At 68.4% G+C, this 24,942-nt stretch carries 26 protein-coding genes; 20 read left to right on the top strand and 6 right to left on the bottom strand.

The features are described from left to right. The first annotated feature begins 8 nt into the window (after positions 1 to 8). Together FR943_RS21375 and FR943_RS21370 are read left to right on the top strand one after the other, a co-directional pair. On the top strand, positions 9 to 383 hold the full coding sequence (locus tag FR943_RS21375) for a nuclear transport factor 2 family protein (protein WP_217160266.1): 375 nt from the start codon (positions 9 to 11) through the stop codon (positions 381 to 383). A gap of 11 nt (positions 384 to 394) precedes the next feature. Continuing rightward, positions 395 to 1,408 carry an ESX-1 system-associated protein gene (locus FR943_RS21370; RefSeq protein WP_217160265.1) on the top strand — a complete coding sequence of 338 codons (1,014 nt, stop codon included), beginning with the start codon at positions 395 to 397 and terminating at the stop codon, positions 1,406 to 1,408. 79 nt (positions 1,409 to 1,487) lie between these two features. On the opposite strand, the gene trhA is transcribed toward FR943_RS21370, so the two are convergent. Further along, the gene (trhA, locus tag FR943_RS21365; protein ID WP_217160264.1) at positions 1,488 to 2,231 is read right to left on the bottom strand and encodes a PAQR family membrane homeostasis protein TrhA; all 744 of its coding nucleotides are present in this window, start codon (positions 2,229 to 2,231) and stop codon (positions 1,488 to 1,490) included. A gap of 56 nt (positions 2,232 to 2,287) precedes the next feature. On the opposite strand from trhA, the gene FR943_RS21360 reads away from it, so the two are divergent. The 4 genes from FR943_RS21360 (at position 2,288) to FR943_RS21345 (ending at position 5,599) form a co-directional block, all read left to right on the top strand. Beyond that, positions 2,288 to 3,082 (top strand): (2Z,6E)-farnesyl diphosphate synthase, encoded by a 795-nt coding sequence (locus tag FR943_RS21360; RefSeq protein WP_217160263.1) that lies wholly within the window; start codon positions 2,288 to 2,290, stop codon positions 3,080 to 3,082. A 46-nt stretch (positions 3,083 to 3,128) separates the two neighbouring features. Further along, complete coding sequence (locus FR943_RS21355) at positions 3,129 to 4,490, top strand: hypothetical protein (RefSeq protein WP_217160262.1); 1,362 nt, start codon at positions 3,129 to 3,131, stop codon at positions 4,488 to 4,490. A 127-nt stretch (positions 4,491 to 4,617) separates the two neighbouring features. Next, positions 4,618 to 5,058, top strand: coding sequence for a hypothetical protein (locus tag FR943_RS21350; RefSeq protein ID WP_217160261.1), 441 nt, complete (start codon positions 4,618 to 4,620; stop codon positions 5,056 to 5,058). Between the two features lie 127 nt (positions 5,059 to 5,185). Continuing rightward, positions 5,186 to 5,599 carry a hypothetical protein gene (locus FR943_RS21345; RefSeq protein ID WP_217160260.1) on the top strand — a complete coding sequence of 138 codons (414 nt, stop codon included), beginning with the start codon at positions 5,186 to 5,188 and terminating at the stop codon, positions 5,597 to 5,599. 85 nt (positions 5,600 to 5,684) lie between these two features. On the opposite strand, the gene coaA is transcribed toward FR943_RS21345, so the two are convergent. Beyond that, entirely contained in the window at positions 5,685 to 6,623 is a 939-nt protein-coding gene (coaA, locus tag FR943_RS21340) for a type I pantothenate kinase (protein ID WP_217160259.1), read from the bottom strand. A 42-nt stretch (positions 6,624 to 6,665) separates the two neighbouring features. Between coaA and FR943_RS21335 the strand changes: the two genes are divergently transcribed. The 12 genes from FR943_RS21335 (at position 6,666) to FR943_RS21280 (ending at position 18,733) form a co-directional block, all read left to right on the top strand. Then, the gene (locus FR943_RS21335) at positions 6,666 to 7,895 is read left to right on the top strand and encodes a DUF885 domain-containing protein (RefSeq protein ID WP_217160429.1); all 1,230 of its coding nucleotides are present in this window, start codon (positions 6,666 to 6,668) and stop codon (positions 7,893 to 7,895) included. 429 nt (positions 7,896 to 8,324) lie between these two features. Continuing rightward, positions 8,325 to 8,750 (top strand): hypothetical protein, encoded by a 426-nt coding sequence (locus FR943_RS21330; protein WP_217160258.1) that lies wholly within the window; start codon positions 8,325 to 8,327, stop codon positions 8,748 to 8,750. Positions 8,751 to 8,870: 120 nt separating this feature from the next. Beyond that, positions 8,871 to 9,392 (top strand): hypothetical protein, encoded by a 522-nt coding sequence (locus tag FR943_RS21325; protein ID WP_217160257.1) that lies wholly within the window; start codon positions 8,871 to 8,873, stop codon positions 9,390 to 9,392. Positions 9,393 to 9,402: 10 nt separating this feature from the next. Next, positions 9,403 to 10,866: a glycine hydroxymethyltransferase gene (locus FR943_RS21320; protein ID WP_217160256.1), complete on the top strand. Its 1,464-nt coding sequence runs from the start codon at positions 9,403 to 9,405 to the stop codon at positions 10,864 to 10,866. Between the two features lie 55 nt (positions 10,867 to 10,921). Beyond that, positions 10,922 to 11,749: an acyl-ACP desaturase gene (locus FR943_RS21315; RefSeq protein WP_217160255.1), complete on the top strand. Its 828-nt coding sequence runs from the start codon at positions 10,922 to 10,924 to the stop codon at positions 11,747 to 11,749. Positions 11,750 to 11,948: 199 nt separating this feature from the next. Beyond that, a complete protein-coding gene (gene phoH2 / locus FR943_RS21310) occupies positions 11,949 to 13,262 on the top strand; it encodes an RNA 5'-3' helicase PhoH2 (protein WP_217160254.1) in 1,314 nt (437 codons plus the stop codon). A gap of 82 nt (positions 13,263 to 13,344) precedes the next feature. Continuing rightward, a complete protein-coding gene (locus FR943_RS21305; protein ID WP_217160253.1) occupies positions 13,345 to 14,229 on the top strand; it encodes a polysaccharide deacetylase family protein in 885 nt (294 codons plus the stop codon). A 69-nt stretch (positions 14,230 to 14,298) separates the two neighbouring features. Continuing rightward, positions 14,299 to 15,315, top strand: a complete 1,017-nt coding sequence (locus FR943_RS21300) for an Acg family FMN-binding oxidoreductase (RefSeq protein ID WP_217160252.1) — start codon at positions 14,299 to 14,301, stop codon at positions 15,313 to 15,315. 9 nt (positions 15,316 to 15,324) lie between these two features. After that, on the top strand, positions 15,325 to 15,768 hold the full coding sequence (locus tag FR943_RS21295; RefSeq protein ID WP_217160251.1) for a universal stress protein: 444 nt from the start codon (positions 15,325 to 15,327) through the stop codon (positions 15,766 to 15,768). 10 nt (positions 15,769 to 15,778) lie between these two features. Further along, positions 15,779 to 16,420 (top strand): hypoxia response regulator transcription factor DosR/DevR, encoded by a 642-nt coding sequence (dosR, locus tag FR943_RS21290; protein ID WP_217160250.1) that lies wholly within the window; start codon positions 15,779 to 15,781, stop codon positions 16,418 to 16,420. A 79-nt stretch (positions 16,421 to 16,499) separates the two neighbouring features. Then, complete coding sequence (locus FR943_RS21285; RefSeq protein ID WP_217160249.1) at positions 16,500 to 16,958, top strand: pyridoxamine 5'-phosphate oxidase family protein; 459 nt, start codon at positions 16,500 to 16,502, stop codon at positions 16,956 to 16,958. A gap of 41 nt (positions 16,959 to 16,999) precedes the next feature. Further along, the gene (locus FR943_RS21280) at positions 17,000 to 18,733 is read left to right on the top strand and encodes a GAF domain-containing sensor histidine kinase (protein ID WP_217160248.1); all 1,734 of its coding nucleotides are present in this window, start codon (positions 17,000 to 17,002) and stop codon (positions 18,731 to 18,733) included. Positions 18,734 to 18,832: 99 nt separating this feature from the next. On the opposite strand, the gene FR943_RS21275 is transcribed toward FR943_RS21280, so the two are convergent. Both FR943_RS21275 and glpX read right to left on the bottom strand, forming a co-directional pair. After that, positions 18,833 to 20,260 (bottom strand): class II fumarate hydratase, encoded by a 1,428-nt coding sequence (locus FR943_RS21275; RefSeq protein ID WP_217160247.1) that lies wholly within the window; start codon positions 20,258 to 20,260, stop codon positions 18,833 to 18,835. Positions 20,261 to 20,280: 20 nt separating this feature from the next. Beyond that, the gene (glpX, locus tag FR943_RS21270) at positions 20,281 to 21,309 is read right to left on the bottom strand and encodes a class II fructose-bisphosphatase (protein WP_217160246.1); all 1,029 of its coding nucleotides are present in this window, start codon (positions 21,307 to 21,309) and stop codon (positions 20,281 to 20,283) included. Between the two features lie 54 nt (positions 21,310 to 21,363). Here glpX and FR943_RS21265 point away from each other — a divergent pair, with 54 nt between their 5' ends. Beyond that, complete coding sequence (locus FR943_RS21265; protein WP_217160245.1) at positions 21,364 to 22,002, top strand: DUF4245 domain-containing protein; 639 nt, start codon at positions 21,364 to 21,366, stop codon at positions 22,000 to 22,002. A 24-nt stretch (positions 22,003 to 22,026) separates the two neighbouring features. Next, entirely contained in the window at positions 22,027 to 22,830 is an 804-nt protein-coding gene (locus FR943_RS21260) for a dienelactone hydrolase family protein (RefSeq protein ID WP_246585169.1), read from the top strand. Here FR943_RS21260 and FR943_RS21255 read toward each other — a convergent pair. After that, positions 22,827 to 23,984 (bottom strand): AI-2E family transporter, encoded by a 1,158-nt coding sequence (locus FR943_RS21255; protein WP_217160243.1) that lies wholly within the window; start codon positions 23,982 to 23,984, stop codon positions 22,827 to 22,829. The genes FR943_RS21260 and FR943_RS21255 overlap by 4 nt on opposite strands. Before the next feature lie 119 nt (positions 23,985 to 24,103). Further along, a complete protein-coding gene (locus FR943_RS21250; RefSeq protein WP_217160242.1) occupies positions 24,104 to 24,934 on the bottom strand; it encodes an SDR family NAD(P)-dependent oxidoreductase in 831 nt (276 codons plus the stop codon). Between the last annotated feature and the right edge of the window lie 8 nt (positions 24,935 to 24,942).

Raw genomic sequence — 24,942 nt, 5'->3', positions numbered from 1 at the left:
TCGCGCGCATGAGCCACGATGCCGCAGCCCTGGAGTCCTTCGTCAAGCGCTACCTCGACACCGTCGCCGGCGGATCGGCCGCCGCGGTTGCCGCCCTCTACACCGACGACGCGACGCTGGAGGATCCGGTCGGCAGCGGCGAGGTGCACATCGGGCGGCAGGCGATCGAGGGCTTCTACAAGAACCTGGCCGGCGCAGGTGCCGACCTCACCACCGAGCTGCTGCAGTTCCGGCCCGGCGGGCACGAGGCGGCGTTCCTGTTCGCCATCAACGTCGGCTCGGCGATGCGGATCGAACCCATCGAGGTCATGACGTTCGATGCCGACGGCCAGATCACCTCGATGAAGGCGTACTGGTCACCGGCAGACGTCAAGCAGCTGTAGCTTTTCGCCGGATGAGTGTGCCTGGTCCGGCGGGCCGGCAGCACCGGTTGACCTGGGTGCTGGGTGCCACGTCGGTGGTGTTGGCGATCGCGCTGGCCGTGGTGGCCGGCCTGCACTTCGCGCAACCGCGCGAGGCCGGTGACAGCGTCCGCGCGGCGGCGGCCACCAGCCCCGAGGCCCGGTGGGCCAGCGCCGGCGACACCGCTGCGGTGTCGATCGTCACCGAGGACCCGACCTGTGGCGAGTGGACCCGGATCAGCGCCTCGCTGGTCGAGGTGCAGAACCGGGTGCTGTGGTTCGACCGGGACGGGTCGATCGCCGCCGTCGAGTGGTCGCCGGAACAGGCGGCGATGTATTCCACGGTCGCCACCGCCATGGGCAGCGTGGTGGTGCAGACCAGCCGTCTGGCGCGGCAGACCCCGCACCGCGTCATGCGCGAGGCGTACGGACAGCTGGTCGCCTACGCCCAGGAATTGATCAACCGCATCCCCCAGTACCAGCCGGCCGACATCGACGTGGCCCGCACCGCCGACGCCATGGTCGGTGCGGTGTCGAGCATCTGCGCGGCCGCCTCGGGTTCGGCGCCGGCGCGGGCACCGTTGCCGCCGGCCGCGCTGCCCCCCACGGCCCCGCCGCCGGCCCCCGCCGCGATCGATCGTCGCACGATGATGGCCGACAATCCCTCGATCTGTGCCGAGTGGCTGCCGATGTCGGCGAACCACCGGTACTCGGTGGCCGACCACACCGATGCCGACTGGCAGACGCCGGCGGTCGACTGGACGTTCTATCAACAGTCGGCCGGTGCGGCGGTGGGGTCGCTCGACACCGAATTCGCCGACGAGTCAGAGCAATTGAGCCGACGCAGCAACAACCCGGTGGTCGAGGATCTCGTGGTGCTGGCCGCCCAGTACCTGCGGGCGCATGCGTTGGCGTTGCCCACGTATGCGCCGGCCGACCGGGCACTGGCCGACGTGGCCGGCTACCTCACCAAGGCCATCGATTCGGCCTGCGCGGCCGTGGTCTGAGGTGTAGGCGAGCGTGCGCAAAGTGCTGACAAGATGCGGCGTGGCGGGGGACAGACGCGCGCGCTCGCGGTGAGAGGAATCAGAAGACGGCGAACCACATGGCGATGTAGTGGCAGATCGCCGCCACCGCCGTGCAGGCGTGGAAGAACTCGTGATGGCCGAAGGTGGTCGGCCAGGGGTTGGGCCACTTCAGCGCGTAGAGCACCCCGCCGATGCTGTACAGCGCACCGCCGACGATCAGCAGCACCACCGCCGCCACCCCGGCGCCGTGCATGATCGGCCCGATGAACCAGGCCGCGACCCAGCCCAACAGGATGTACAGCGGGACACCGAGCCAACGCGGCGCGGACGGCCAGAACATCTTGAGCAGCACCCCGGCGATCGCCCCGCCCCAGACGATCCAGAACAGCACCATGCCCTTGGATTCGGGCAGGGCCAGCAGCGCGAACGGGGTGTAGCTGCCCGCGATGAAGATGAAGATCATCGAGTGATCGAGCCGCTTCATCCACTTGCGGGCGGTCGCCGACGTCCAGGTGACCCGGTGATAGGTGCCGCTGACCGCGAACATCGCCACGATCGTGAAGGTGTAGAGCAGGGTGGCCAGCCCGGCGCGGGTGGATTCCAACGACCACGACACCGACACCAGCGCGGCGCCGGCGATGAACGCGACCACCGCCGAGTACACATGGATCCAGCCGCGCGCCCGTGGCCGGCCGAGGAACTGGGCGACGCCTTCGGCGACGGCTTCGGGCAGGTCTTCAGCCGGTCGGCTCAACGCGGCCGCAGAGCGGTACGGCTTGGTGCTACCGGTCGGCGCGGTCATATCACCTCCATTGACAACCCATGGTGTACCCGGAGATCACAGTAGTCTGGGTTCTCGTGGACATCATTCCCCCGCGGCTCAAAGAACCGGCCTATCGGCTCTACGAGATGCGGTTGCGTCACGAGTTGGCGCAGTCCAGATCCGAATTACCCCGCCACATCGCCGTTCTGTGCGACGGCAACCGCCGCTGGGCACGTGACGCAGGTTACGACGATGTCAGCATCGGCTATCGGATGGGCGCAGCCAAGATCGCCGAGATGTTGCGCTGGTGCCAGGCCGCGGGCATCGAGATGACGACGGTCTACCTGCTGTCCACCGAGAACCTGCAACGTGATCCCGAAGAGCTGGCCGCCCTGATCGAGATCATCACCGACGTCGTCGAGGAGATCTGCGCCCCGTCGAACACCTGGAGTGTGCGCACCGTCGGCGACCTCGAGCTGCTGGGGGAGGAGCCGGCCCGGCGCCTGCGCGAGGCGGTCGAGAGAACGGCGTCCACCCCGCCCGGCGCGTTCCACGTGAACGTCGCGGTCGCCTACGGCGGGCGCCAGGAGATCGTCGACGCGGTGCGCTCGCTGCTGTCGAAGGAACTGGCCAACGGCGCCACCGCCGAACAACTCGTGGAAGCCGTCACGGTCGACGGCATCTCGGAAAACCTCTACACCTCGGGGCAGCCCGACCCCGATCTGGTCATCCGCACCTCCGGTGAGCAACGGCTGTCCGGATTCCTGTTGTGGCAGAGCGCATATTCGGAGATGTGGTTCACCGAGGCCTACTGGCCGGCCTTCCGCCGCGTCGACTTCCTGCGCGCGCTACGTGATTACACCGCCCGGCATCGCCGCTTCGGACGATAGCGTCCGGTCTTCGCGCGAGCGTTCATCGCCGTGAGACACTGGGGCCATGGCTGCGCTGTCGGCGGTGGTCTTCACGCTCAGCTGGTGGCTGGGTCTGTATCTGCTCGCCCGCGACCCGCGTAAACCCGTCCTGGTCCTCGCCGCGCTCGGGCTGACCAGCTTCGCCGTCGTCGTCGCACTCGACGCCGTGCGCCTGGTCACCGGTTCGGAACTGCTCAGCCGCATCGAGATCTATCTGGTGGCGCTGCCGGGCATCGCCTGGTTCGCCGTCATGGTCGAGCTGGCGCGGCCGGCCGACACCTTCCGGTCCCGCGCCGGTGAGATCGCCGCCATCTTCGCCGTGGCGGTCCTGGCCTTCGCCGGGGCGGGTTTGGCGGGCAGCGTCGACGGCTCGCTGCGGACCGGCCACTGGGTGATGTTCGCGGTGATCTCGCTGTCTTCGCTGGGCGCCATGGTCAAGGCGGTGCTCGGCGGCGCGAAACCCGGGTCGGTGGTGGGCTTCATCGTCGTCGCGACACTGTTCTTCGCGCTGGGCAACGCGATCCTGGTGATCCCGCTCGGCCTGGTGCCCAGCTGGCTGGCCTTGGCCTCCACCGGATTCGACGTCGCACTGCTGGGTGTGGCGGTCGCGATCTGGGACGCCTTCGACGAAGGCCAGGCGCTGCGCGCGGACATGCGGCGCTCGATCATCGGCACGCTCGTGATCGCGGTGCCGTTCGCCGCGCAGGCCCTGATCGGCATGGCCGTACTCGACACCGGGACCGGGCACACCGTGCTGACGATCCTGTTGTTCACCAGCCTGGCCGTCGCGGTCGCCGTGGAGGTGCTGGCCGATCCCCTGGCCGGGCTGTTCGACCGGCTGGCCTTCTCCCGGTCCCCGGGCCTGCGGGCCGATCGGGAAGCGCTGCGCCAGACGGAGGCGGCGCTGCCGCTGCTGTCTGACCATCCGCTCGGCGGCATCGACGACGATGCCTTCGCCCGGCTCACCCGGCGCGCCCTCGGGCACTACGGCGATCTGTCGAAACTGGTCGCCAGCCCGCTGACCGCGTTGCCGGCGATCGACGCCCGGTTGGCCGAGCGCGGGGCGCCGGACCAGCCCCTGGAGCGGGCCAACGAACTCAAGGCGTTGCTGGCCGACCGTATCGCCGCGCTCAAACCCCGTGACGGCAGCGATTTCGGCACCACCGAGCAGTGGCGGCACTACAACTCGCTGTACTTCCCCTACGTCGTCGGGGTCCGTGCCTACGCGCAGAACGCCACCGCCGCCGGGCTCGACCCGGTCGCGCGTCAAGCCTGGCAGTGGTTCGTCACCGAGGTGCCGCAGCGGTCCCTGCACAACTGGCAGAACGCCGCGGCGAAGGTGATCGCCGCGGACCTGCGCGGTGACCTCGTCGCCGCCAACCACTGACACCCGTGCCCCGCTGACCAGCACCTGGCAGTGCTTGGCAGTGTTTGGCGTCGATCTGGCAGTGGTTGGTGAGCAGTGTCGGTGGTGTTCCACCCCCATCGACACCGTCCTCGCCGAGGAGCCCGAGATGACCGCCATCGTCACCAGAAGCCCAGTGCCCGATACCGACGTCGACGTCGCCGCCGGGACAGCCCCACACGATTCGCTGCTGCGCTTTGCGTTGCGCGCCGACGCCACGCTGTGCGCGGCAGTCGGCCTGTTGGCCGCCATGACCGCCGATCAACTGGCCCGGATCGCGGGGCTGTCCGCCACCGCCGGCTGGTTCGCCGGCGCCACGCTGGTCGGTTACGGCGCGTTGCTGTACGTGTTGGCCGCCGCGTCGCACGTGCGCCGGCTGGGCCTGTCCGTGCTCACCGGGAACGTGGTCTTCGCCGTCGTCGCAGTCGTCGCGATCCTGGCCGGCTGGTCGCCGCTGACCGGAGCCGGCGACGACCTGGTGCTGGCCTTCGTCGGCGCCACCGCCGTGCTGGCCTGGCTGCAATACCGCGGAGTGCGCCGTCTGGCGTGACTCCTTGCCGAGCCGGTGCGGGGTCCCGCCGCAAGAGGTTACGGCGGGTATCCCCGCACCGTGCTCCACACTCACCACCTCGTCGAAATCGCAAAGTATCGAAATCGCAAAGTAGAGAAGGAGAATCATGTCCGCCATCACCGCCGCCGGATCCGTCGCCATCGGCAGGGAAACCGGTTCACTGCTGCGCCTGGCCATGCGGCTCGACGCCGTCATCGTCGGAATCTGTGGAATCGCGCTGCTGGCCGCCGCCGGCTGGTTCGCCGAGCTGACCGGGCTGCCGACAGCCGTCGAGTACGGCGTCGGCATCTTCTCGGTGGTCTACGGGGTCGTGGTGTTCGCGCTCGCCGGGATCGAGCGGGTACGTCCAGCCGGCATCGGCACGGTGGTCGCCAACGCGGCCTGCACCGTGATCGCCCTGGCTGCCGTGTTCACCATGGAGCTCACCACCGCCGGCGTCGTGTTCGTCGTCGTCACCGGCATCTACACCTTGGCGATGGCCGAACTGCAGTACGTCGGGGTGCGGCGGATTCCGGCCTGACCTGAGTCGCGATCGCCTGGGGCTCCGAGGCCCTGGGCGATCTGCGATGCGGGTAGTCGAGGGCGACCGCCCGGCGCACCGGGACTTACAACTTCCGCAACCGCAGCCGGTTGATCGAATGATCGGCGTCCTTGCGCAGCACCAGCGTGGCCCGCGGCCGGGTGGGCAGGATGTTCTCGATCAGGTTGGGCCGGTTGATCGAATGCCAGATGTCGCGTGCGGCGAACACCGCCTGCTCATCGGTCAGGGTCGAATAGTGGTGGAAGTGCGAGGCCGGATCGGCGAACGCCGTCGACCGCATCGTCAGGAATCGGGAGATGTACCACTTCTCGATGTCCTCGATGCGGGCGTCCACATACACCGAGAAGTCGAACAGGTCCGAGATCATCAGCGCCGGACCCGTTTGCAGGACGTTGAGCCCCTCCAGAATGAGGATGTCGGGATGGCGGACCACCTGCTTCTCGCCCGGCACGATGTCGTAGAGCAGGTGTGAATACACCGGCGCACAGACCTCGTCGGCCCCCGATTTCACCGCGGTGACGAACCGCATCAACCCCCGCCGGTCATAGCTTTCCGGGAACCCCTTGCGGTGCATCAGGTTCCGACGGTGCAGCTCCCGGTTGGGGTAGAGGAATCCGTCGGTGGTGACCAGGTCGACCCGGGGGTGATGGCCCCACCGCGCCAGCAAGGCCTGCAGCACGCGGGCGGTGGTCGATTTGCCCACGGCCACGCTGCCCGCGACGCCGATCACGAAGGGCACCGGCCGGTCCGGATTCTGCTGCGGCTCGCCGAGGAACTCCGCGGTGGCGGCGAACAACCGTTGCCGGGCGGCGACCTGCAGGTGGATCAACCGGGCCAGCGGCAGGTAGACCTCTTCGACCTCGAGGAGATCGAGCTTCTCGCCCATACCCCGCAGGCGCAGCAGCTCGTCCTCGTTGAGTTTCAGCGGTGTCGACATGCGCAGTGCACGCCATTGACTTCGGTCGAACTCCACGTAGGGGCTCGGCTCGCTGGGCCGCGGCATTCGGTCAGTCTTACATTTACGGTTGTGGGCATGGCTAACGGGATGGACTTACGGTTGGACTCAGGGACCGGTTCCGCGGCGGACCCCGAAATGTTCGTCGGCGAGTACCTGCGCCTCGGCCTGCGGTTCAACCGCATCGAGGACGGCTACGTCGACTCCTTCACCGGAGACCCCCAGCTGCGGCGCGAGGTCGAGAACGAGCCGACGCCCGACCCGGCCGACCTGGCCCGACAGGCCGACCAGCTGCTCGGACAGATCCCTGACAGCCTCCCCCGTGACCGGGCCGCCTACATCGCCGCCCACCTGCGCGCGCTGAACTGCGCCGCCCGCAAGTTCGCCGGCGAAGACGTCGGGTTCGTCGACGAGGTACAGGCCTACTTCGACGTCCGGATCGCCAAGGGCGATCCGGAGCGCTACCGCCAGGCCCACGCCAAGCTCGACGAGGCGCTCGGCGGCACCGGCCCGCTGGCCAAGCGGATCCAGGGACACCGCCGGGCCGACGAGATCCCGCCGGCCCGGCTGGAGGAGTGCATCCACGCGTTCTCCTCGGCCCTGCGTGACAAAGTGCGCGCCGCCTACCCGCTGCCCGAAACCGAGACCATCACCTATGAGGTGGTCACCGACAAACCGTGGTCGGGCTTCAACTACTACCTGGGGGACTACCGGTCGACCGTCGCCGTCAACGCCGACCTCAAACAGCAGATGGCCAACCTGCCCCGCCTGGTGGCCCACGAGTCCTACCCCGGCCACCACACCGAGCACTGCCGCAAGGAGGCCGGGCTGGTGGCCCGCGACCACCAGCTGGAGCAGACGATCTTCCTCGTCAACACCCCGCAATGCCTGATGGCCGAAGGCCTGGCCGACCTGGCGCTGTATGCCATCGTGGGTGACGGCTGGGGGAGCTGGGCCGCCGACATCTACGCCGACGTGGGCCTGCGCTTCGACGGGGAGCGCGCCGCAGCGATCTCGGAGGCGACGGCCGGGCTGGCCGACGTGCGTCAGGACGCGGCGCTGATGCTGCACGACGAGCACCGCGACGTCGACGACGTGGTGGCGTTCCTCAAACAATGGCTGCTGATCGACGACACCCGGGCCCGGCAGACACTGCGCTTCCTGTCCTCGCCGTTGTGGCGGGCCTACACGAGCACGTATGTCGAGGGCTACCGGTTGCTGCGCGGCTGGCTGGACGCCCGTCCCGCTGACGTGTCGCTGACCGAGCGCTTCGGGAGGCTGCTCGATGAGCCGTTGATCCCGTCGACCCTGCGGGGCTGACGGCGCCGGGGTTTCACGCTGCTTTGTGAGACGGCGCCGGGGTTTCTCGCTGCTGTCGCGTCTTCCTCGCCGGTTTCTCGCCCGGTTTGTCACGCTGGAGTGGCTCTGGAGCGCGAGCGTCACGCTGGAGTGACCGGCCCGGATGGGCCGTCGCCACCTTGTCACGCTGGTGTGGCTCTCGATGCCGGGAGCCACTCCAGCGTGACAAACCAGCCGCCGGCCGTGTGAGCCGCGAGCAAACTGCCCAACTGGGTTGTCTCGGGGGGGCGGAATGCTCGCAATTGTGTTTGCTGACGGAAGTTCTGGAAGATCGTGATGCACCGCTGTGAGCCCTGTCTCAAAGCGCTTGATCGGTTTAGTTACCAGCGGGTAACATAGTTGCCGTAGGGCTCAGTGACAGAGCTGGGTCAGGCAAAGGGAACGATCGTCATGTCGACAACAAAAGAGGGACTCAACAAGATCAAGCGGTTGGCCATCGCGGTCGTCGCGGCGGGGGCGCTAGGGCTTGCCGCCATCGTCGGCTCCGCGGCCGTCGCCAACGCCGACCCGGTCACCAAGGTCGGTAGCGATCCGGTGGCCCCGGCCAACCCCGGGCGTAACAAGGCTCCGTTCACCAAGGTAGGTAGCGACCCGGTGACCTCCATCGTCACTGGCATCGCCGACGCGGTGACCTCGGGCGCCACCGGCGTCGAGATCCCCGATGTCCCCATCAAGAGCCCGTGGCCCGGTGGTGCGTGGGCCGACCACGACTGGCGCGAGGGATACCCCGGCGGTGCTTTCGCCAACAAGAACGACGGCAAGGGCGGCGGCGGCTATCTCAACGGCAGGGCCGGTGGCGCGTGGAACCACCGCTGACACTGCAAATCCAGGCGGACCCGAGGAGGTCCGCCTGGATTATTTGTGCCGGGTGAGTGGCTGTGCCGAGGGGTCCGAAGAGGTGTCGATCAGTGGATGCCGCGGGCTTAGGCTCGGAGGATGTCCGAGTTGCGGCTGTACATCCCAGCGTTGGCGACGCCGCTCAACGTTCTGCTGCTGCTTTGGATGGCCGTCGGCCGGGGGCTGTTCGTGCCCATGGGCTGGATGACGGTGCTCATCGTGCTCGCCTCACCCGTGCTCGTCCTCTGTCTGGTGATCACCACCAGGCAGATACACCGACTGCGTGGGGAACTCACGTCCGGGCAGGCCGGAGCGCAGCTGGTCCTGTGGTCGGCGATGTTCGGCTTCGGGCTGTTCCTCGCCGACGGCGGTGACAGCGGCACCTTCCCGTCGATCCTGATGAAATTGCTCGGTGAGCCGCCCTGGGGCGAAACCGTGAGCATGTTTCTCTGGTGGTGCTGCGTGTTCGCCGGGCCGGTTGCGTGGTTCGTGCTGCAGTCACGACTGGCCCGCAGTCTCGGTGCGGCCACGCCGGCACCTCACCCGACGCACCCCTACCCGGGTTATCCGCCCGGGTATCCAGGCCCGGGCCCGATGAACGGCCACCAGGGCGCCGACTAGGCTAAAAGCCATGGCAGCAGACTCGTCATCCACCTTGCCCGCGGCTTCCGGCGCTGAATACGCCGATACCTCAAGCGCCGCCTACCAAGCCGCATTGCAGGTCATCGAATCCGTCGAGCCTCGGGTCGCCGCAGCCACCCGCAAAGAGCTTGCCGATCAACGTGATTCGCTCAAGCTGATCGCCAGCGAGAACTACGCCTCGCCGGCGGTGCTGCTGACCATGGGCACCTGGTTCTCCGACAAGTACGCCGAGGGCACCGTCGGGCACCGCTTCTACGCGGGCTGCCAGAATGTCGACACCGTCGAGGCCCTGGCTGCCGAGCATGCCCGCGAACTGTTCGGGGCCCCCTACGCCTACGTCCAGCCGCACTCCGGCATCGACGCCAATCTCGTTGCCTACTGGGCGATCCTGGCCACCAAGGTGGAGGCGCCCGGCCTGGCCGAACTCGGCGCCAAGCACGTCAACGACCTGTCCGAAGCGGACTGGGAGACCCTGCGTCACAAGCTGGGCAACCAGCGGCTGCTGGGCATGTCCCTGGATGCCGGCGGGCACCTGACCCACGGTTTCCGGCCCAACATCTCGGGCAAGATGTTCCACCAGCACAGCTACGGGACGAACCCGGAGACGGGTTTCCTCGATTACGACGCCGTGGCCGCCGCGGCCCGCGAGTTCAAGCCGTTGGTGCTGGTCGCCGGCTACTCGGCCTACCCGCGCCGGGTGAACTTCGCCAAGATGCGCGAGATCGCCGACGAGGTGGGCGCCACCCTGATGGTGGACATGGCGCACTTCGCCGGTCTGGTCGCGGGCAAGGTGTTCACCGGTGACGAGGATCCGGTGCCGCACGCCCACGTCACCACCACGACGACGCACAAGTCCCTGCGCGGTCCGCGCGGCGGGATGGTGCTGGCCACCGAGGAATTCGCCCCGGCCGTGGACAAGGGCTGCCCGATGGTGCTCGGCGGACCGCTCAGCCACGTGATGGCCGCCAAGGCCGTCGCGCTGGCCGAGGCGCGTCAACCCGCCTTCCAGACCTACGCCCAGCAGGTCGCCGACAACGCCCAGGCACTGGCCGACGGCTTCGTCAAGCGCGACGCCGGCCTGGTCACCGGCGGCACCGACAACCACCTGGTGCTGCTCGACGTGCGCTCCTTCGGGCTGACCGGCCGTCAGGCCGAGTCGGCCCTGCTGGACGCCGGCGTCGTCACCAACCGCAACGCCATCCCCGCCGACCCCAACGGCGCCTGGTACACCAGCGGCATCCGGCTGGGCACCCCGGCGCTGACGAGCCGCGGCTTCGGCGCCGACGACTTCGACCGGGTGGCCGAGTTGATCGTCGACGTGCTGTCCAACACGCAGGCCGAGGGAACGTCGAAAGCCAAATACAAGCTCGCCGACGGCACCGCCGAGCGGGTGCGGGCGGCCTCGGCCGAGCTGCTCGACGCCAACCCGCTGTACCCGGGTCTGACCCTCTGACGACACACGGCGGCCCGACTTTCAGAAACATGTAAACCCGGGTTACAGTTACCTCATGGCACAGAAACCTGTCGCTAACGCGCTGACCTTGGAGCTCGAGCCGGTCGTCGAGGCCGAGCTGCGTCGCCACCTGGATACCGAGGTGCTCTGGTACGCACACGATTACGTGCCGTTCGACCAGGGTGAGAACTTCGCCTTCCTCGGTGGCCGGGACTGGGATCCGTCCCAGGTGAGCCTGCCCAAGAACGTCACCGACGCCTTGGAGATCCTGCTGATCACCAAGGACAACCTGGCCGGCTACCATCGCGAGCTCGTCGAGCATTTCATCCTCGAGGACAAGTGGGGCCGCTTCCTGGGCCGGTGGACGGCCGAGGAGCACCTGCACGCCGTGGCAGTGCGCAACTACCTGGTGGTCACCCGGGAGATCGACCCGACGGCCAATGAGGACGTGCGCGTCGAGCATGTGATGAAGGGCTACCGCGCCGACAGCTTCAGCCAGATCGAGACGCTGGTGTTCATGGCGTTCTTCGAGCGCGCGCACGCGGTGTTCACCCGCAACCTGGCGGCGCAGATCACCGAGCCGGTGCTGAAGTCCCTCGTCGAGCGCATCGCGGTGGACGAGGAGCGGCACGAACTGTTCTTCGCGAACCTGGTGTCGCACCTGCTGGACACCCACCGGGACGAGACCGTGGCCGCGATCGCCGCGCGGGCGCGCGAGATCGACGTGATCGGCGCGGACATCGACGCCTACCAGGACAAGGTCGCCGTGGTGGCCGAAGCCGGCATCTTCGACAAGGCCGCGCTGAAGAAGGTCATCTCGGACCGGATCACCGCGTGGGGGCTGGCCGAGGAGCCGCAGCTCCAGGAGTTCATCAGCACGTAACGCGGCGGGCGCTCAACGCGCGGCGTGCCATACAGCAAAGCCGTTGCGGCGGGAGTAGCGTCAAATCCGATGGCTAGCGACATGCTCTGCTGTCCGGACGGTACCGATCGGTTTGATTCGAGAGGACCGGCTCCGGTCCTGGTGCCGCAGTGTCCACCGAGCAACTCGTGTGGGGCCGCGCGGGTTCTAGGAGCGCCACGTGACTGAACAGCCTGTCCGTACCTACGTGCTCGACACTTCCGTGCTGCTGTCCGACCCTTGGGCATGCACCCGGTTCGCCGAGCATGAAGTGGTCGTCCCGCTGGTCGTGATCAGTGAGCTGGAGGCCAAGCGGCATCACCACGAGCTGGGCTGGTTCGCCCGGCAGGCGCTGCGGATGTTCGACGATCTGCGGCTTGAGCACGGACGCTTGGATCAGCCGATTCCCGTTGGGACAGAGGGCGGTACGCTGCAGGTCGAGCTGAATCACATCGATCAGACCGTGTTGCCCACGGGCTTTCGCACCGACACCAACGACACCCGGATCCTGGCGTGCGCAGCCAACCTCGCCACGGAAGGCAAATGCGTCACGCTGGTGAGCAAGGACATCCCGCTGCGCGTCAAGGCCGGCGCGGTGGGCCTGGCCGCCGACGAATACCACGCGCAGGACGTGGTGGTGTCGGGCTGGACCGGGATGGCCGAATGCGACGTCGCCGCAGGCGATATCGACACGCTGTTCGCCGAGGGCGAGATCGATCTGGCCGAGGCTCGGGATCTACCCTGCCACACCGGGATTCGGATGCTGGGCGGGAGTTCGTCGGCGCTCGGGCGGGTCAATGCCGAGAAGCGGGTGCAGTTGGTGCGTGGTGATCGCGAAGTGTTCGGCCTCCGGGGAAGGTCAGCCGAACAACGCGTCGCCCTGGATCTGCTGCTCGACGAGTCCGTGGGGATCGTGTCGCTGGGCGGAAAGGCCGGCACCGGCAAATCCGCGCTGGCTCTGTGCGCGGGCCTGGAGGCGGTGCTGGAGCGGCGTACCCAGCGCAAGGTCGTGGTGTTCCGGCCGCTGTACGCCGTCGGTGGGCAGGATCTCGGCTATCTGCCGGGCAGCGAGAGCGAGAAGATGGGGCCCTGGGCCCAGGCGGTCTTCGACACCCTGGAGGGGCTGGCCAGCCCCGCGGTGCTCGACGAGGTGCTCTCCCGCGGAATGCTGGAAGTGCTTCCGCTGACCCACATTCGGGGCCGATCCCTGCACGATTCGTTCGTCATCGTCGACGAGGCACAGTCCTTGGAACGCAACGTGTTGCTGACCGTGCTGTCGCGGCTGGGCGCGGGCTCGCGGGTGGTGCTGACCCACGACGTGGCCCAGCGCGACAACCTGCGGGTGGGGCGTCACGACGGCGTCGCGGCGGTGATCGAGAAGCTCAAGGGCCATCCCTTGTTCGCCCACGTCACCCTGCAGCGCAGCGAGCGCTCACCGATCGCCGCGCTGGTCACCGAGATGCTGGAGGAGATCAGCCCCGGCGCCCTGCCCTGAGTTCATGTGTGATTTGTGCACCCGCAGCGGCGCCCACCGCCGCTGCGGGTGCACAAATCACAGGTCCGGGTAGGCTGCCGGGGTGGCGAGGCTCCCCGACAGTCAGGCGTGGCGGTGGACCGTGGTCGGCGTGGCTGCCGCCGTCGTGGTCGTGGTGGTCGGGGTACTCACCGGCCACATCCACCGCGACGGCCCCGACGACGTCGACTGTGCAAAGGAGCGCTGCATCGCGCTGACCTTCGACGACGGCCCGGGTCCCTACACCGACCGGTTGCTGCAGATCCTCAAGGACAACGACGCCAAGGCCACGTTCTTCCAGATCGGCAACAAGGTCGCGGCCAACCCCGAGGGCGCCAGGCGGGTGGTCGAGGCCGGCATGGAACTCGGTCAGCACACGTGGGAACACCCCAACATGACCACCATCCCGCCCGAGGAAATCCCGGCACAGTTCAGCAAGGCCAGCGACGCCATCGAGGCCGCGACGGGCCAACGGCCCAAGCTGGTGCGCACGGCCGGCGGGCTGATCAACGATCAGGTGCTGGCCGAGGCGCGCAAGCAGGGGCTCGCCGACATCAACTGGGACGTCATCGCGTTCGACTGGGCCAACGACGCCAACACCGCCGCGACCCGGTACATGCTGATGACGCAGATCCGGCCGAACAACGTGGTGCTGTTCCACGACACCTACTCGTCCACGGTCGACCTGGTGTACCAGTTCATCCCGGTACTCAAGGCCAACGGCTATCACTTGGTGACCGTCAGTCACATGCTCGGTGAGCGCGAGCCCGGAACCAGCTATGGCAGCCGGGAGAACGGTCCGCCGGTGCCTGCCGCCGAGGCGCTCAAGGACATTCCGCCAGAAGAGATTCCGTCGCTGCCGGCGACGCCGTCACCCGCACCGATGCCGAACTTTCCGATCACCGACATCCCCGGGGCGAATTCGGGCGGGCCGAACAACGGGGCATAGGCGCATACCGCGGCGGTTTGAGGACCAAAGACCCTAACCGTGGTGGCCGGGCACGACGAGGCTTGAGGCATGCCCGACACGATGCTCGACTCCGCGGTGATCACCAGCGCAGCGCGGCTGGCGTCGCGTGCCCCCTCGCTGCACAACACGCAACCGTGGCGCCTGGTTGCCAAAGGTGACGGCCTGCATCTGTACCTGGATCCGCATCGAGTGGTGGCCGCGACCGACCGCTCGGCCCGCGAGGCGATCATCAGTTGCGGTGCGCTGCTTGACCACCTGCGGGTCGCGATGGCCGCGGCGAGGTGGGCGACATCGGTGGATCGCTTCCCCAATCCCAACAACACCGACCATCTGGCGACCCTGCAGTTCGCGCCGATGGATTACGTCACCGAGGGCCACCGCCGCCGGGCCGACGCGATCCTGGCCCGGCGCACCGATCGGTTGCCGATGACCCGCTACGCGGACTGGGACGCCTTCGAACCGCTGCTGCGGGAACGGTTGGCCGACAGCCCGGCACACCTGGACGTGCTGGACGAGGACGGCCGTGCCGATGTGGCCGAGGCGGCTGCGCTGACCGAGTCGCTGCGGCTCTACGATTCCGGATATCACGCTGAACTGGAATGGTGGACAACGCCATTCGCCACCGAAGACGGCATTCCGCAGAGCGCGCTGGTGTCGGCCGCCGAGAGTGAGCGGGTGGCGGTGTCACGTTCCTTCCCGGTGACGGCGCACACCGACCGGCGGCCGGACATCCACGACGACACGGCCACCCTCGTGGTGTTGTCCACCGACGGCTACAGCCGCGAGGACGCCCTGGATGCTGGGGAAGCGCTCTCGGCGCTGCTGCTGGAGTGCACGCTCTCGGGTCTGGCCACCTGCCCGGTCAGCCACGTGACCGAGCTGCATGCCAGCCGCGACATCATCGCCACCCTGATCGATCGCGACGCCTGCCCGCAATTGCTGATCCGGATCGGCATCGCACCCGCGCTCACCAGCACCCCGCCGCCCACACCCCGCCGCGCCGTCGACACCTTCCTCACCTTCGAAGCCGCCAAGACCGCTGAAACCGCTGAAACCGCCGAATAGGAGCCGACCGTGACCGATACCCTGACCGACCCCACCGCCACCATCACGGCCACCGCAGCCGTCGTGGTCGAGGCCGACGGCCGCGCTTCCAGCAACGACGCGCTGCACACCGCAATCGACGAGGCCCTGCGCCGCGGCGTCCCGCTGCGGGTGCTGACCACCTGGGGACCCCGGCACCGCGAGATGTACGACGCGACCGCCGTGGCCGAACGCGACCGGCTGTCTCAGGCGCAGCTTGAGCGGCGGTTGGCCCGTGCCCTGAAACGGTCCCCGGACCTCGACATACAGAGCATCGACGGCTTCGACAGCGCCGCGGAATACCTGGCGGCACACCCTCACTCGGCGCAGGTGCTCGTCGTCGGTGCCGAACACCCCGATTCGCCGGAGCTGCGGGCGGCGTTGGCGGGCTCGGGTTGCGCGGTGCTCACTTGCGCTCGGCGTCACCGGTTGTGAGACTCGGGGGATGATCAGAGTTTTTCTGGTCGACGACCACGAGGTGGTGCGCCGCGGTCTGATCGATCTGCTCAGCGCCGATCCGGAGCTGGACGTGATCGGTGAGGCGGACTCGGTGGCCCAGGCGCTGGCCCGGGTGCCCGCCCTGGCGCCCGACGTCGCGGTGCTCGACGTCCGGCTGCCCGACGGCAACGGCATCGAACTGTGCCGGGAACTGTTGTCGCGCATGCCCGATCTGCGGTGTCTGATGTTGACGTCGTTCACCTCCGATGAAGCCATGCTCGACGCCATCCTGGCCGGTGCCAGCGGCTACGTGGTCAAGGACATCAAAGGCATGGAGCTGGCCCAGGCGATCAAGGACGTCGGGGCGGGTAAATCGCTGCTGGACAACCGTGCCGCCACCGCCCTGATGGCCAAGCTGCGCGGGGATGCCGAGCGTTCCGACCCGCTGGCCGGGCTGACCCAACAGGAGCGGGTGCTGCTCGACCTGCTGGGTGAGGGGCTGACCAACCGGCAGATCGCGGCCCGGATGTTCCTCGCGGAGAAGACCGTCAAGAACTATGTGTCGCGGCTGCTGGCCAAGCTGGGCATGGAACGTCGTACCCAGGCCGCGGTGTTCGCCTCGACGCTGGACCGCCACGAACGTCGCTAGCCACGTAGGGTCTTTGGTCCCTGGCCGATGGGGCGTTCGGCCGTTTCGGTGGGCGCCCGTCGAGTCATATGGTCGCGCTATGAGCCATGTCGTCGATGTCGTTTCCGGAACCGGATTGTCAACGGGCACTGAGCCGGTCGCGGTTCTGTCCGAGCGGGAGTGCTGGGATCGGCTGGGAAGTCAATCGCTGGGCCGGATCGTCACCACGGTGGACGACGAGGCCAACATTTTCCCGGTCAACTTCGCGGTGCACAATCGCGCGATCCTGTTCCGCACCGGGGAGGGCACGAAGTTGATCAGCGCCGCCATCAACAACCAGGTGGTGTTCGAGGTCGACGATCACACTGCGTCCGACGGCTGGAGTGTGATCGTGCGGGGCACCGCGCGGACCTTGCGCACCGATGAGGAGTTGGACGCGGCGGCCCGGGTGCAGTTGCTGCCGTGGACGGCGACGACGAAGACGCACTGGGTGCTGGTGTCGCCGAACCGGGTCACCGGGCGGCGCTTCCATTTCGGACCCGAACCCGGCGTTGGGTGAGATCCTGACCCGCTCGCCCCGACGCGGCCGATAATGCCAGCATGGGCGATGTGACCGGGCAGGTGCCGCACCCCGACGACGAGCAGCGCGTCCCGCCGGTGCGTGACACCCTGTCCCAGCTGCGGCTGCGCGAGTTGCTCACCGAGGTCCAAGACCGGGTCGAGGAGATCATCACCGGCCGCGACCGGATCGACGGACTGGTCGAGGCCATGCTCGCGGTCACCTCGGGGCTGGATCTCGAGGTCACGCTGAGCACGATCGTGGCGACGGCGATTCAGCTGGTCGACGCCCGCTACGGCGCCCTGGGGGTGCGCGGCGACGATCACGAGTTGACCGAGTTCGTCTATCAGGGCATCGATGACGACACCCGTGCCCTGATCGGCCATCTGCCCGAGGGCCGTGGCGTGCTCGGGGTGCTGATCGACGATCCGAAGCCGATTCGGCTCGACGACATCCGCCTGCACCCGGCGTCGGTCGGGTTTCCGCCCAATCATCCGCCGATGCGCACCTTTCTCGGTGTGCCGGTGCGCATCCGCGACGAGGTGTTCGGCAATCTCTACCTCACCGACAAGACCACCGGGCAGCCGTTCAGCGAGGACGACGAGGTGCTGGTGCAGGCCCTGGCCGCGGCCGCCGGCGTCGCCGTGGAGAACGCCCGGCTCTACGAGCTGTCCCGCGATCGGCAGGCCTGGATCGCCGCCACCCGCGACATCGGTACCGAGCTGCTCGGCGGCACCGACCCGGCCACGGTGTTCCGGATGGTGGCCGACGAGGCCCTCAAGCTGACCGGTGCCGACCGCATCGTGGTCGCGGTGCCCGGCGGCGACACCGCCGAGCCCGAAACCCTGGTGGTGGCTGCCACGGCGGGCCGCCCCGGCACCGTGGACGCGATCCCGTTGACCCGCGACGGGCGCGCGGGCCGTGCGGCGGCAGACGCCATCGGCGCGGCGTTCCGCGACGGCACCCCGCACCGGCTGGACCGCCTACAGCTGGACGGCTCGGCCGGCCCGGCGCTGGTCCTGCCGCTGCGTGCGGTCGATACCGTCGCCGGTGTGCTGGTGGCGGTGCGTGCCGAGAATGCGCGCAGCTTCACCGCCGAGCAACTCGACATGGCCGCGGCCTTCGCCGATCAGGCCGCGGTGGCCTGGCAGCTGGCCAGCTCGCAGCGCAATCTGCGGGAGCTGGAGATCCTGGCCGACCGTGACCGGATTGCCCGCGACCTACACGACCACGTGATCCAGCGGCTGTTCGCGGTGGGCCTGGCGTTGCAGGCCACGATTCCGCGGGCGGATTCCGCTGAGGTGCGGCAACGGCTCACCGGCACCGTCGACGATCTGCAGGCGGTGATCCAGGAGATCCGGACCGCGATCTTCGACCTGCACGGCGCCCACGCCGGGACGACGCGGCTGCGTCAGCGGCTCGACGCGGTGATCGCGCAGTTCGCCGATGCCGGCCCGCACACCACCGCGCGGTTCATCGGACCGCTGTCGGTGGTCGACGCCACCCTGGCCGACCATGCCGAGGCGGTGCTGCGTGAGGCGCTGAGCAATGCGGTACGGCATTCGGGGGCAACCGAACTCACCGTGCGGGTGGAGGTTGCCGACGATCTCATTGTCGAGGTCTCCGACAACGGCTGCGGCATCGCGGCCGAGATCACCGAGAGCGGGCTCGGCAATCTGCGGGCCCGGGCGCTGAGCGCGGGCGGGACGTTCACCATCACCGACCGTCCCGGCGGCGGCACGGTGTTGCGTTGGGCCGCACCGCTTCCCGGGTAGCGTGTCCCCGCGAACAGACACAAAACTGCCCATTCTCCGAAGAGAATGGGCAGTTTTGTGTCTGCTCGCGCAGAGAAGGTGAGGGCGCAGGGAAGGGTGCTACTCGCCGGGTTTCACCTTCGCCATGGCCAGCACGTCGAGGCGCTTGTCCAGCTCGGCCTCCGAGAGCTTGTCGCCGATCAGGCCGCGGTCGATCACGGTCTGGCGGATGGTCTTCTTCTCGGCCAGCGCCTGCTTGGCGACCTTGGCGGCCTCCTCGTAGCCGATCGCCGAGTTCAGTGGCGTGACGATCGACGGCGACGACTCGGCCAGGGTACGCAGGTGCTCCTCGTTGGCAACCAGGCCGTCGATGCACTTGGTGGCGAACAGCCGAGACACGTTGGACAGCAGCGTGAACGACTCCAGCACGTTGCGGGCCATCATCGGGATGTACACGTTCAGCTCGAAGGCGCCCGACAGGCCGCCGACGGTGACGGCGGCATCGTTGCCGATGACCTGTGCGGCCACCTGGGTAACCGCCTCGGGCAGAACCGGATTGACCTTGCCCGGCATGATCGAGCTGCCCGGCTGCAGGTCCGGCAGCTGGATCTCGCCCAGCCCGGTCAGCGGGCCTGAGCCCATCCAGCGCACGTCGTTGGCGATCTTGGTCAGCGAGGTGGCGATGGTCTTCAGCGCGCCGGAGGCCTCGACCAGCCCGTCCCGGGCCGCCTGGGCCTCGAACGAGTCGGCGGCGGTGCGCAATTCGGCCAGACCGGTCTGGTTGACCAGCACCTCGACCACCTTGGCGCCGAAGCCCTCGGGGGCGTTGAGTCCGGTGCCCACCGCGGTGCCGCCGATGGCGAGCTCACCGAGGCGGGGCAGCGTCGCCTTGACACGTTCGATGCCGGCCTCGATCTGGCGGGCGTAGCCGCCGAACTCCTGGCCGAGTGTCACCGGCACCGCGTCCATCAGGTGGGTGCGGCCGGACTTCACCACGGTCTTCCACTGCTTGGCCTTGGCGGCCAGCGACTCGTGCAGCACCTCCAGCGCCGGGATCAGGTGGCGCACAGCGGCTTCGGTGGCCGCGATGTGGGTGGCGGTCGGGAACGTGTCGTTGGAGCTCTGCGACATGTTCACGTCGTCGTTCGGGTGCACGGTCAAGCCGTTGCGCGCGGCGATCGAGGCGATCACCTCGTTGGTGTTCATGTTGGAGCTGGTGCCCGAGCCGGTCTGGAACACGTCGATCGGGAACTGGTCGTCGTGCAGACCGTCGGCGATCTCACCGGCCGCGGCGATGATGGCGTCGGCCTTCTCGGCGGCCAGCAGCCCCAGGTCCTTGTTGACCTGGGCGCAGGCGGCCTTCAGCAGACCGAGCGCCCGGATCTGGGTGCGCTCCAGCCCACGGAAGGAGATCGGGAAGTTCTCCACGGCCCGCTGGGTCTGCGCCCGCCACAGGGCGTTGACCGGCACCCGGACCTCGCCCATGGTGTCGTGCTCGATGCGGAATTCACCCTCGACAGCAGCGTCGGTTCGGGCGTCGGTGCTCATTGCGTGCCTTTCTGAACGAGTTACGGGAGCGGGTAGGCGGCGGACTTGTCGCCGGTGAAGTCGATGGCGGAGTACTCGTTGAGTTTGGCCAGCCGGTGGTAGGCCTCGATCATCCGGACCGTTCCGGACTTGGACCGCATCACGATGGACTGGGTGGTGCATCCGCCCGGGTAGTACTGCACGCCCTTGAGCAGGTCACCGTCGGTGACGCCGGTGGCGCAGAAGAACACGTTCTCCCCGGACACCAGGTCCTCGGTGGACAGCACCTGGTCCAGGTCGTAACCGGCGTCGAGGGCCTTCTGCCGCTCGGCGTCGTCGGTCGGGGCCAGCTGGGCCTGGATCGCGCCGCCCATGCAGCGGATCGCCGCCGCGGCGATGATGCCTTCGGGAGTGCCCCCGATCCCGGCCAGGATGTCGGTGCCCGAGTTGGGCCGGCAGGCCGAGATGGCACCGGCGACGTCGCCGTCGGTGATCAGCCGGATGCGGGCCCCGGCGGCGCGGGCGTCGTCGATCAGCTGGGCGTGGCGCGGCCGGTCCAGGATGCACACGGTCAGATCGCTCACCGAGGCGCCGCGCACCTTGGCTACCCGGCGGATGTTCTCGCCGATCGGCGCGGTGATGTCGATGGCGTCGGCGCATTCGGGGCCGACGGCGATCTTGTTCATGTAGAACACCGCGGACGGGTCGAACATGGCGCCCCGCTCGGCGACCGCGAGCACCGAGATGGCATTGGGCATGCCCTTGCTCATCAGGGTGGTGCCGTCGACGGGGTCGACGGCGAAGTCGCATTCCGGTCCGTCGCCGTTGCCGACCTCTTCCCCGTTGAACAGCATCGGGGCTTCGTCCTTCTCGCCCTCGCCGATCACCACGACCCCGCGCATCGACACGGAGTTGACCAGCTCACGCATGGCATCGACGGCTGCCCCGTCGCCGCCCTCTTTGTCGCCGCGGCCGACCCAGCGGCCTGCTGCCATGGCGCCGGCCTCGGTCACCCGGACGAGTTCGAGGGCAAGGTTGCGATCCGGGGCTTCTCCCCGCGTGGGACTCATGGCCCAGATTGTCCCAGAACGTGGTCAGGGTTTGGGAGCTGGGATACTGGGAGCATGTCCACTGAGCCGACCTCCCAGCCAGTCCCGGCCCCCAAGCCGGCGAAGGCACGGTTGCTGCAGGACGGCCGGGACATGTTCTGGTCGATGGCCCCGCTGGTCGTGGCCTGCATCGTGCTGGCCGGAATGCTGGGGATGTGCTCGTTCCAGGCGGGCGGCCCGGGCCAGGGGCCGGTGCCGCCGTTCGACGTCCCGGCCGCCCTGCAGGCCGATGCCGACACGTTGAAGATCCCGATCCGGATGCCCCAGCTGCCCGAGGGTTGGCAGGCCAATTCCGGTAACCGCAGCGGCATCGACGGCGGTCTGACGCTGCCCGATGGCCAGCGTGGCCGGGCGGTGGCCTCGCGCGTCGGCTACCTGGCGCCCACCGGGCAGTACCTGAGCCTGACCCAGAGCAATGCCGACGAGGCCGCGCTGGTGGCCTCGATCAAACCGGATTCGTATGCGTCGGGCACCCAGGATGTCGACGGGGTGACCTGGGTGGTCTACGAGAGCAGCGATCCGGAACCGGTGTGGACGACGCGGCTGAGCGGGCCGGTACAGATCGCCATCACCGGCGCCGGTGGTACCGACGAGTACCGTACGCTGGCGAGTGCGACGCAGAAGCAGTCGCCGCTGCCGCCCAACAGGCCGTGACGCTCTGAGGAGATGGAGCCCGAGTTGACGTCGCCACAAGCTGATCTCACCGGGTGGGTCGCCGCGCCCTTCACCGCCGCCGGCCAGACCTATGACGTGTACCGCAAGGGGGCCGGCCCCGGGGTCGTGCTGATCCCCGAGATCCCCGGCCTGCATCCCGGCGTTCTCGCGCTGGGCGATCATCTGGTCGACAACGGCTTCACCGTGGCCGCTCCGTCGCTGTTCGGCACCCCGGGCGCGGCGGCGGTCCGTCCGGGTGCGGTCGGAGTGCTGGTGAAGGCTTGCGTGACACGGGAGTTTTCGGCCTTCGCCACCAATGCCGACCGGCCCGTCGCCCACTATTTGCGGGCGTTGGCCCGCGACCTCAACGCCACCACTCCCGGCAAGGGCGTCGGCGTGATCGGCCAGTGCTTCACCGGAGGGTTCGCGCTCGCCGCAGCGGTGGACGACAGCGTGCTGGCCCCGGTGCTGAGCCAGCCGTCGGTGCCGATACCGCTGACCGCCGCGCAGAAGCGCGATCCGGGGCTCTCGGAAGCCGAACTCAAGATCGTCGAACAACGCGCGGCCGACGACGGTTTGTGTACGCTGGCCCTGCGGTTCAGCCGGGACCGGCTGGTGCCGGGCGAGCGGTTCGCCACGCTCAAGGCCCGCCTCGGCGATGCCTTCGAGGTCATCGAGATCGACTCGGGCAAGGGCAATGAGCACGGCTTTGGCGCGTCGGCGCATTCGGTGCTGACCGATGAGGTGCGCGAGGTCGACGGTCACCCGGCGTATGAGGCGCGCAAGCGGGTCGTCGAGTTCCTCAGCCGGCGGCTCAGCGCCGGTTAGGCGCGGGCGGCCGGGGTCTGCCCGAACAGCACCCGGTGCAGCAGCCGGCGCCAGTTCACCCGGGGCCGACGTTCGGGTTCCTCGTCCGTCTCCAGCTCCACGCCCTTGTAGACGGCCAGGTACACGCTGACGGTGGTGACGATGATGATCATCAGCACCGGCCCGATCACGATGCCGAAGAAGCCGAACATCGAGATCCCGGCGAACACCGCCAGCAGCATCAGGGCCGGGTCCAGCCGGGCTGCCCGGGGGACCAGCCACGGCCGCAGCACATTGTCGATGTTCGTCACCACCAGCAGGTGGAACGCCACCACGAAGATGCCGCCGACGATGTTGCCGAAGAACATCATTCCGATCCCGAACGGGATGCTGACGATGCCGCCGCCCAGCGGGATCACCGACAACGCCGTCAACAGGATCGCGAAGATGAAGAACCCCTGATGGAACCCGGCGATGTAGATCGACGCCGCGCCGGCCACGCCTTGACACAGCGCGATGACGAACTGGCCTTTGACGGTGCCTTTGACCATGGCGCCGGTTTTGGCCAGGTACAGGTCGGTGATGTCCTCGCCGAGCGGGTTGAGCTGGCGGATCAGGTTCGCCGCCTCGGTCTTCTGGACCAGCAGGGAGATGAACACGTAGAGGAAGATGATCGACGCGGTGATGGCGCCGACGGCGCTGCCGACCGCGCCTTGGAGCACCTGCAGCAGCCATTCGCCGGCGCGTTGGGACACGCTGACGATGGCCCCACGCAGCGAGTCCGCGCTGAGGTGGATGTCGAGCACCGGAACCCGGCTCAGGATGGAGTTCGCCAGTTGCAGGGTGCGGTCGCCCAGGGTGCTGACGTCGGTCTCGGCCAGCCAGCCGCTGACCGCGTTGACCATCTGGGACACCTGCACGATGGCCAGGAACACCACCATCGAGACGGGGGCGATCACCATCAGAAGGGCCACCAGCACCGTCACCGTGACCGACAGCCCGGTGCCCAGCCGGGGCCGCATGCGTTCATACAGCGGTGAGAACAGGTAGGCGCCGACCGCGGCCATCACGATCAGGACGAAGAAACTGCGCAGGAAATAGGCCCCGAGCAACACGGCCAACACCGTGACGACGGCCAATGCCCGCTTCTGGGTGAGGGTGAACTGGTTCTTCATCGGACCCTTCCCGCTGTTGAGCTGACCTTATCGTCACGCTGGCGCGACGGTCGGCATTGAGCGCCACTCTCGCGTGACGGCCGCGAGTGACGGCCGGAGGCGGGCAGCTAACGGGCGGGCTACCGGGGTGTCGACGACGCGGCGTGCTGCGCGGCGCGCTGAGTGGCGACGAAACGCACCGACAGCCGCTGCAGCAGGCCGGGCGCCAGGCGGGCGAACAGCCAGGAGGCGTGGGCGCGACGCGGTTTGACGAGGATGGCCTTGTTGCGGGCAACGGCGGTCAAGATGTCGGCGGCCAGCCGATCGGCGTCGTATGCGGTCTTGACGCCCTGGCCCTGCAGGAAGTAGTCGCGCCCGACGAATCCGCCGACCGCGCCCTTGTCCAGGATCGGGGTCTCCACGGCGGCCGGGCACACCGCCAGGACGCCCACACCGTGTGCGGCGGCCTCCGAACGCAGTGCCAGCGACAAGCCGACCACCGCGTGCTTGGTCATCACATAACTGGTGAGCTGGCCCGCCGCGGCGAGCCCGGCCATCGACGCGGTGTTGACGATGTGTCCGTGCCTCTGCCGGATCATCTGCGGGTAGGCAGCAGCGACACCGTGCACGACGCCGCGCACGTTGACGTCGATGATGGCGTTCCACTGATCCAGCGTCAGCAGTTCGGTGTCCCCACCCCAGACGATGCCGGCGTTGTTGAACATCAGGTCCAACCGTCCGGCCCGCTCGACGACGCCGTCCACCGCGGCCTGCACGGCGCCCGCATCGGTGACATCCAGGCGGGCCGACCGCGCGCCGAGCGGCGCCGCGGTGCGCGCGGCCGCGTCCTCGTCGATGTCGGTGCAGAGCACCTCGGCACCGGCGGCGACCAACGCGCGGCACAGCGCCGCCCCGATGCCTGACCCGGCGCCGGTGACGATCGCCTGCTTGCCGGACATCGATGGTGTCATGCGCGATC

This window comes from [Mycobacterium] fortunisiensis, assembly GCF_019050325.1.
Lineage (GTDB): Bacteria > Actinomycetota > Actinomycetes > Mycobacteriales > Mycobacteriaceae > Mycobacterium > Mycobacterium fortunisiensis.
The sequence above is the reverse complement of the archived record's forward strand: the minus strand, read 5'-3'. Positions and strand labels throughout refer to the sequence as shown.

Excerpts from the sequence above, each read along its gene's own strand:
- FR943_RS21285 (WP_217160249.1), top strand. The coding sequence starts at position 16,500 with ATGAGCCATGTCGTCGATGTCGTTTCCGGAACCGGATTGTCAACGGGC.
- FR943_RS21275 (WP_217160247.1), bottom strand. The coding sequence starts at position 20,260 with ATGAGCACCGACGCCCGAACCGACGCTGCTGTCGAGGGTGAATTCCGC.
- FR943_RS21265 (WP_217160245.1), top strand. The coding sequence starts at position 21,364 with ATGTCCACTGAGCCGACCTCCCAGCCAGTCCCGGCCCCCAAGCCGGCG.
- FR943_RS21300 (WP_217160252.1), top strand. The coding sequence starts at position 14,299 with ATGCCCGACACGATGCTCGACTCCGCGGTGATCACCAGCGCAGCGCGG.
- FR943_RS21330 (WP_217160258.1), top strand. The coding sequence starts at position 8,325 with ATGTCGACAACAAAAGAGGGACTCAACAAGATCAAGCGGTTGGCCATC.
- FR943_RS21335 (WP_217160429.1), top strand. The coding sequence starts at position 6,666 with ATGGACTTACGGTTGGACTCAGGGACCGGTTCCGCGGCGGACCCCGAA.
- coaA (WP_217160259.1), bottom strand. The coding sequence starts at position 6,623 with ATGCCGCGGCCCAGCGAGCCGAGCCCCTACGTGGAGTTCGACCGAAGT.
- FR943_RS21255 (WP_217160243.1), bottom strand. The coding sequence starts at position 23,984 with ATGAAGAACCAGTTCACCCTCACCCAGAAGCGGGCATTGGCCGTCGTC.
- glpX (WP_217160246.1), bottom strand. The coding sequence starts at position 21,309 with ATGAGTCCCACGCGGGGAGAAGCCCCGGATCGCAACCTTGCCCTCGAA.
- FR943_RS21350 (WP_217160261.1), top strand. The coding sequence starts at position 4,618 with ATGACCGCCATCGTCACCAGAAGCCCAGTGCCCGATACCGACGTCGAC.
- FR943_RS21250 (WP_217160242.1), bottom strand. The coding sequence starts at position 24,934 with ATGACACCATCGATGTCCGGCAAGCAGGCGATCGTCACCGGCGCCGGG.
- FR943_RS21280 (WP_217160248.1), top strand. The coding sequence starts at position 17,000 with ATGGGCGATGTGACCGGGCAGGTGCCGCACCCCGACGACGAGCAGCGC.
- FR943_RS21370 (WP_217160265.1), top strand. The coding sequence starts at position 395 with ATGAGTGTGCCTGGTCCGGCGGGCCGGCAGCACCGGTTGACCTGGGTG.
- FR943_RS21355 (WP_217160262.1), top strand. The coding sequence starts at position 3,129 with ATGGCTGCGCTGTCGGCGGTGGTCTTCACGCTCAGCTGGTGGCTGGGT.
- FR943_RS21345 (WP_217160260.1), top strand. The coding sequence starts at position 5,186 with ATGTCCGCCATCACCGCCGCCGGATCCGTCGCCATCGGCAGGGAAACC.
- FR943_RS21315 (WP_217160255.1), top strand. The coding sequence starts at position 10,922 with ATGGCACAGAAACCTGTCGCTAACGCGCTGACCTTGGAGCTCGAGCCG.
- trhA (WP_217160264.1), bottom strand. The coding sequence starts at position 2,231 with ATGACCGCGCCGACCGGTAGCACCAAGCCGTACCGCTCTGCGGCCGCG.
- FR943_RS21320 (WP_217160256.1), top strand. The coding sequence starts at position 9,403 with ATGGCAGCAGACTCGTCATCCACCTTGCCCGCGGCTTCCGGCGCTGAA.
- FR943_RS21325 (WP_217160257.1), top strand. The coding sequence starts at position 8,871 with ATGTCCGAGTTGCGGCTGTACATCCCAGCGTTGGCGACGCCGCTCAAC.
- FR943_RS21375 (WP_217160266.1), top strand. The coding sequence starts at position 9 with ATGAGCCACGATGCCGCAGCCCTGGAGTCCTTCGTCAAGCGCTACCTC.
- dosR (WP_217160250.1), top strand. The coding sequence starts at position 15,779 with ATGATCAGAGTTTTTCTGGTCGACGACCACGAGGTGGTGCGCCGCGGT.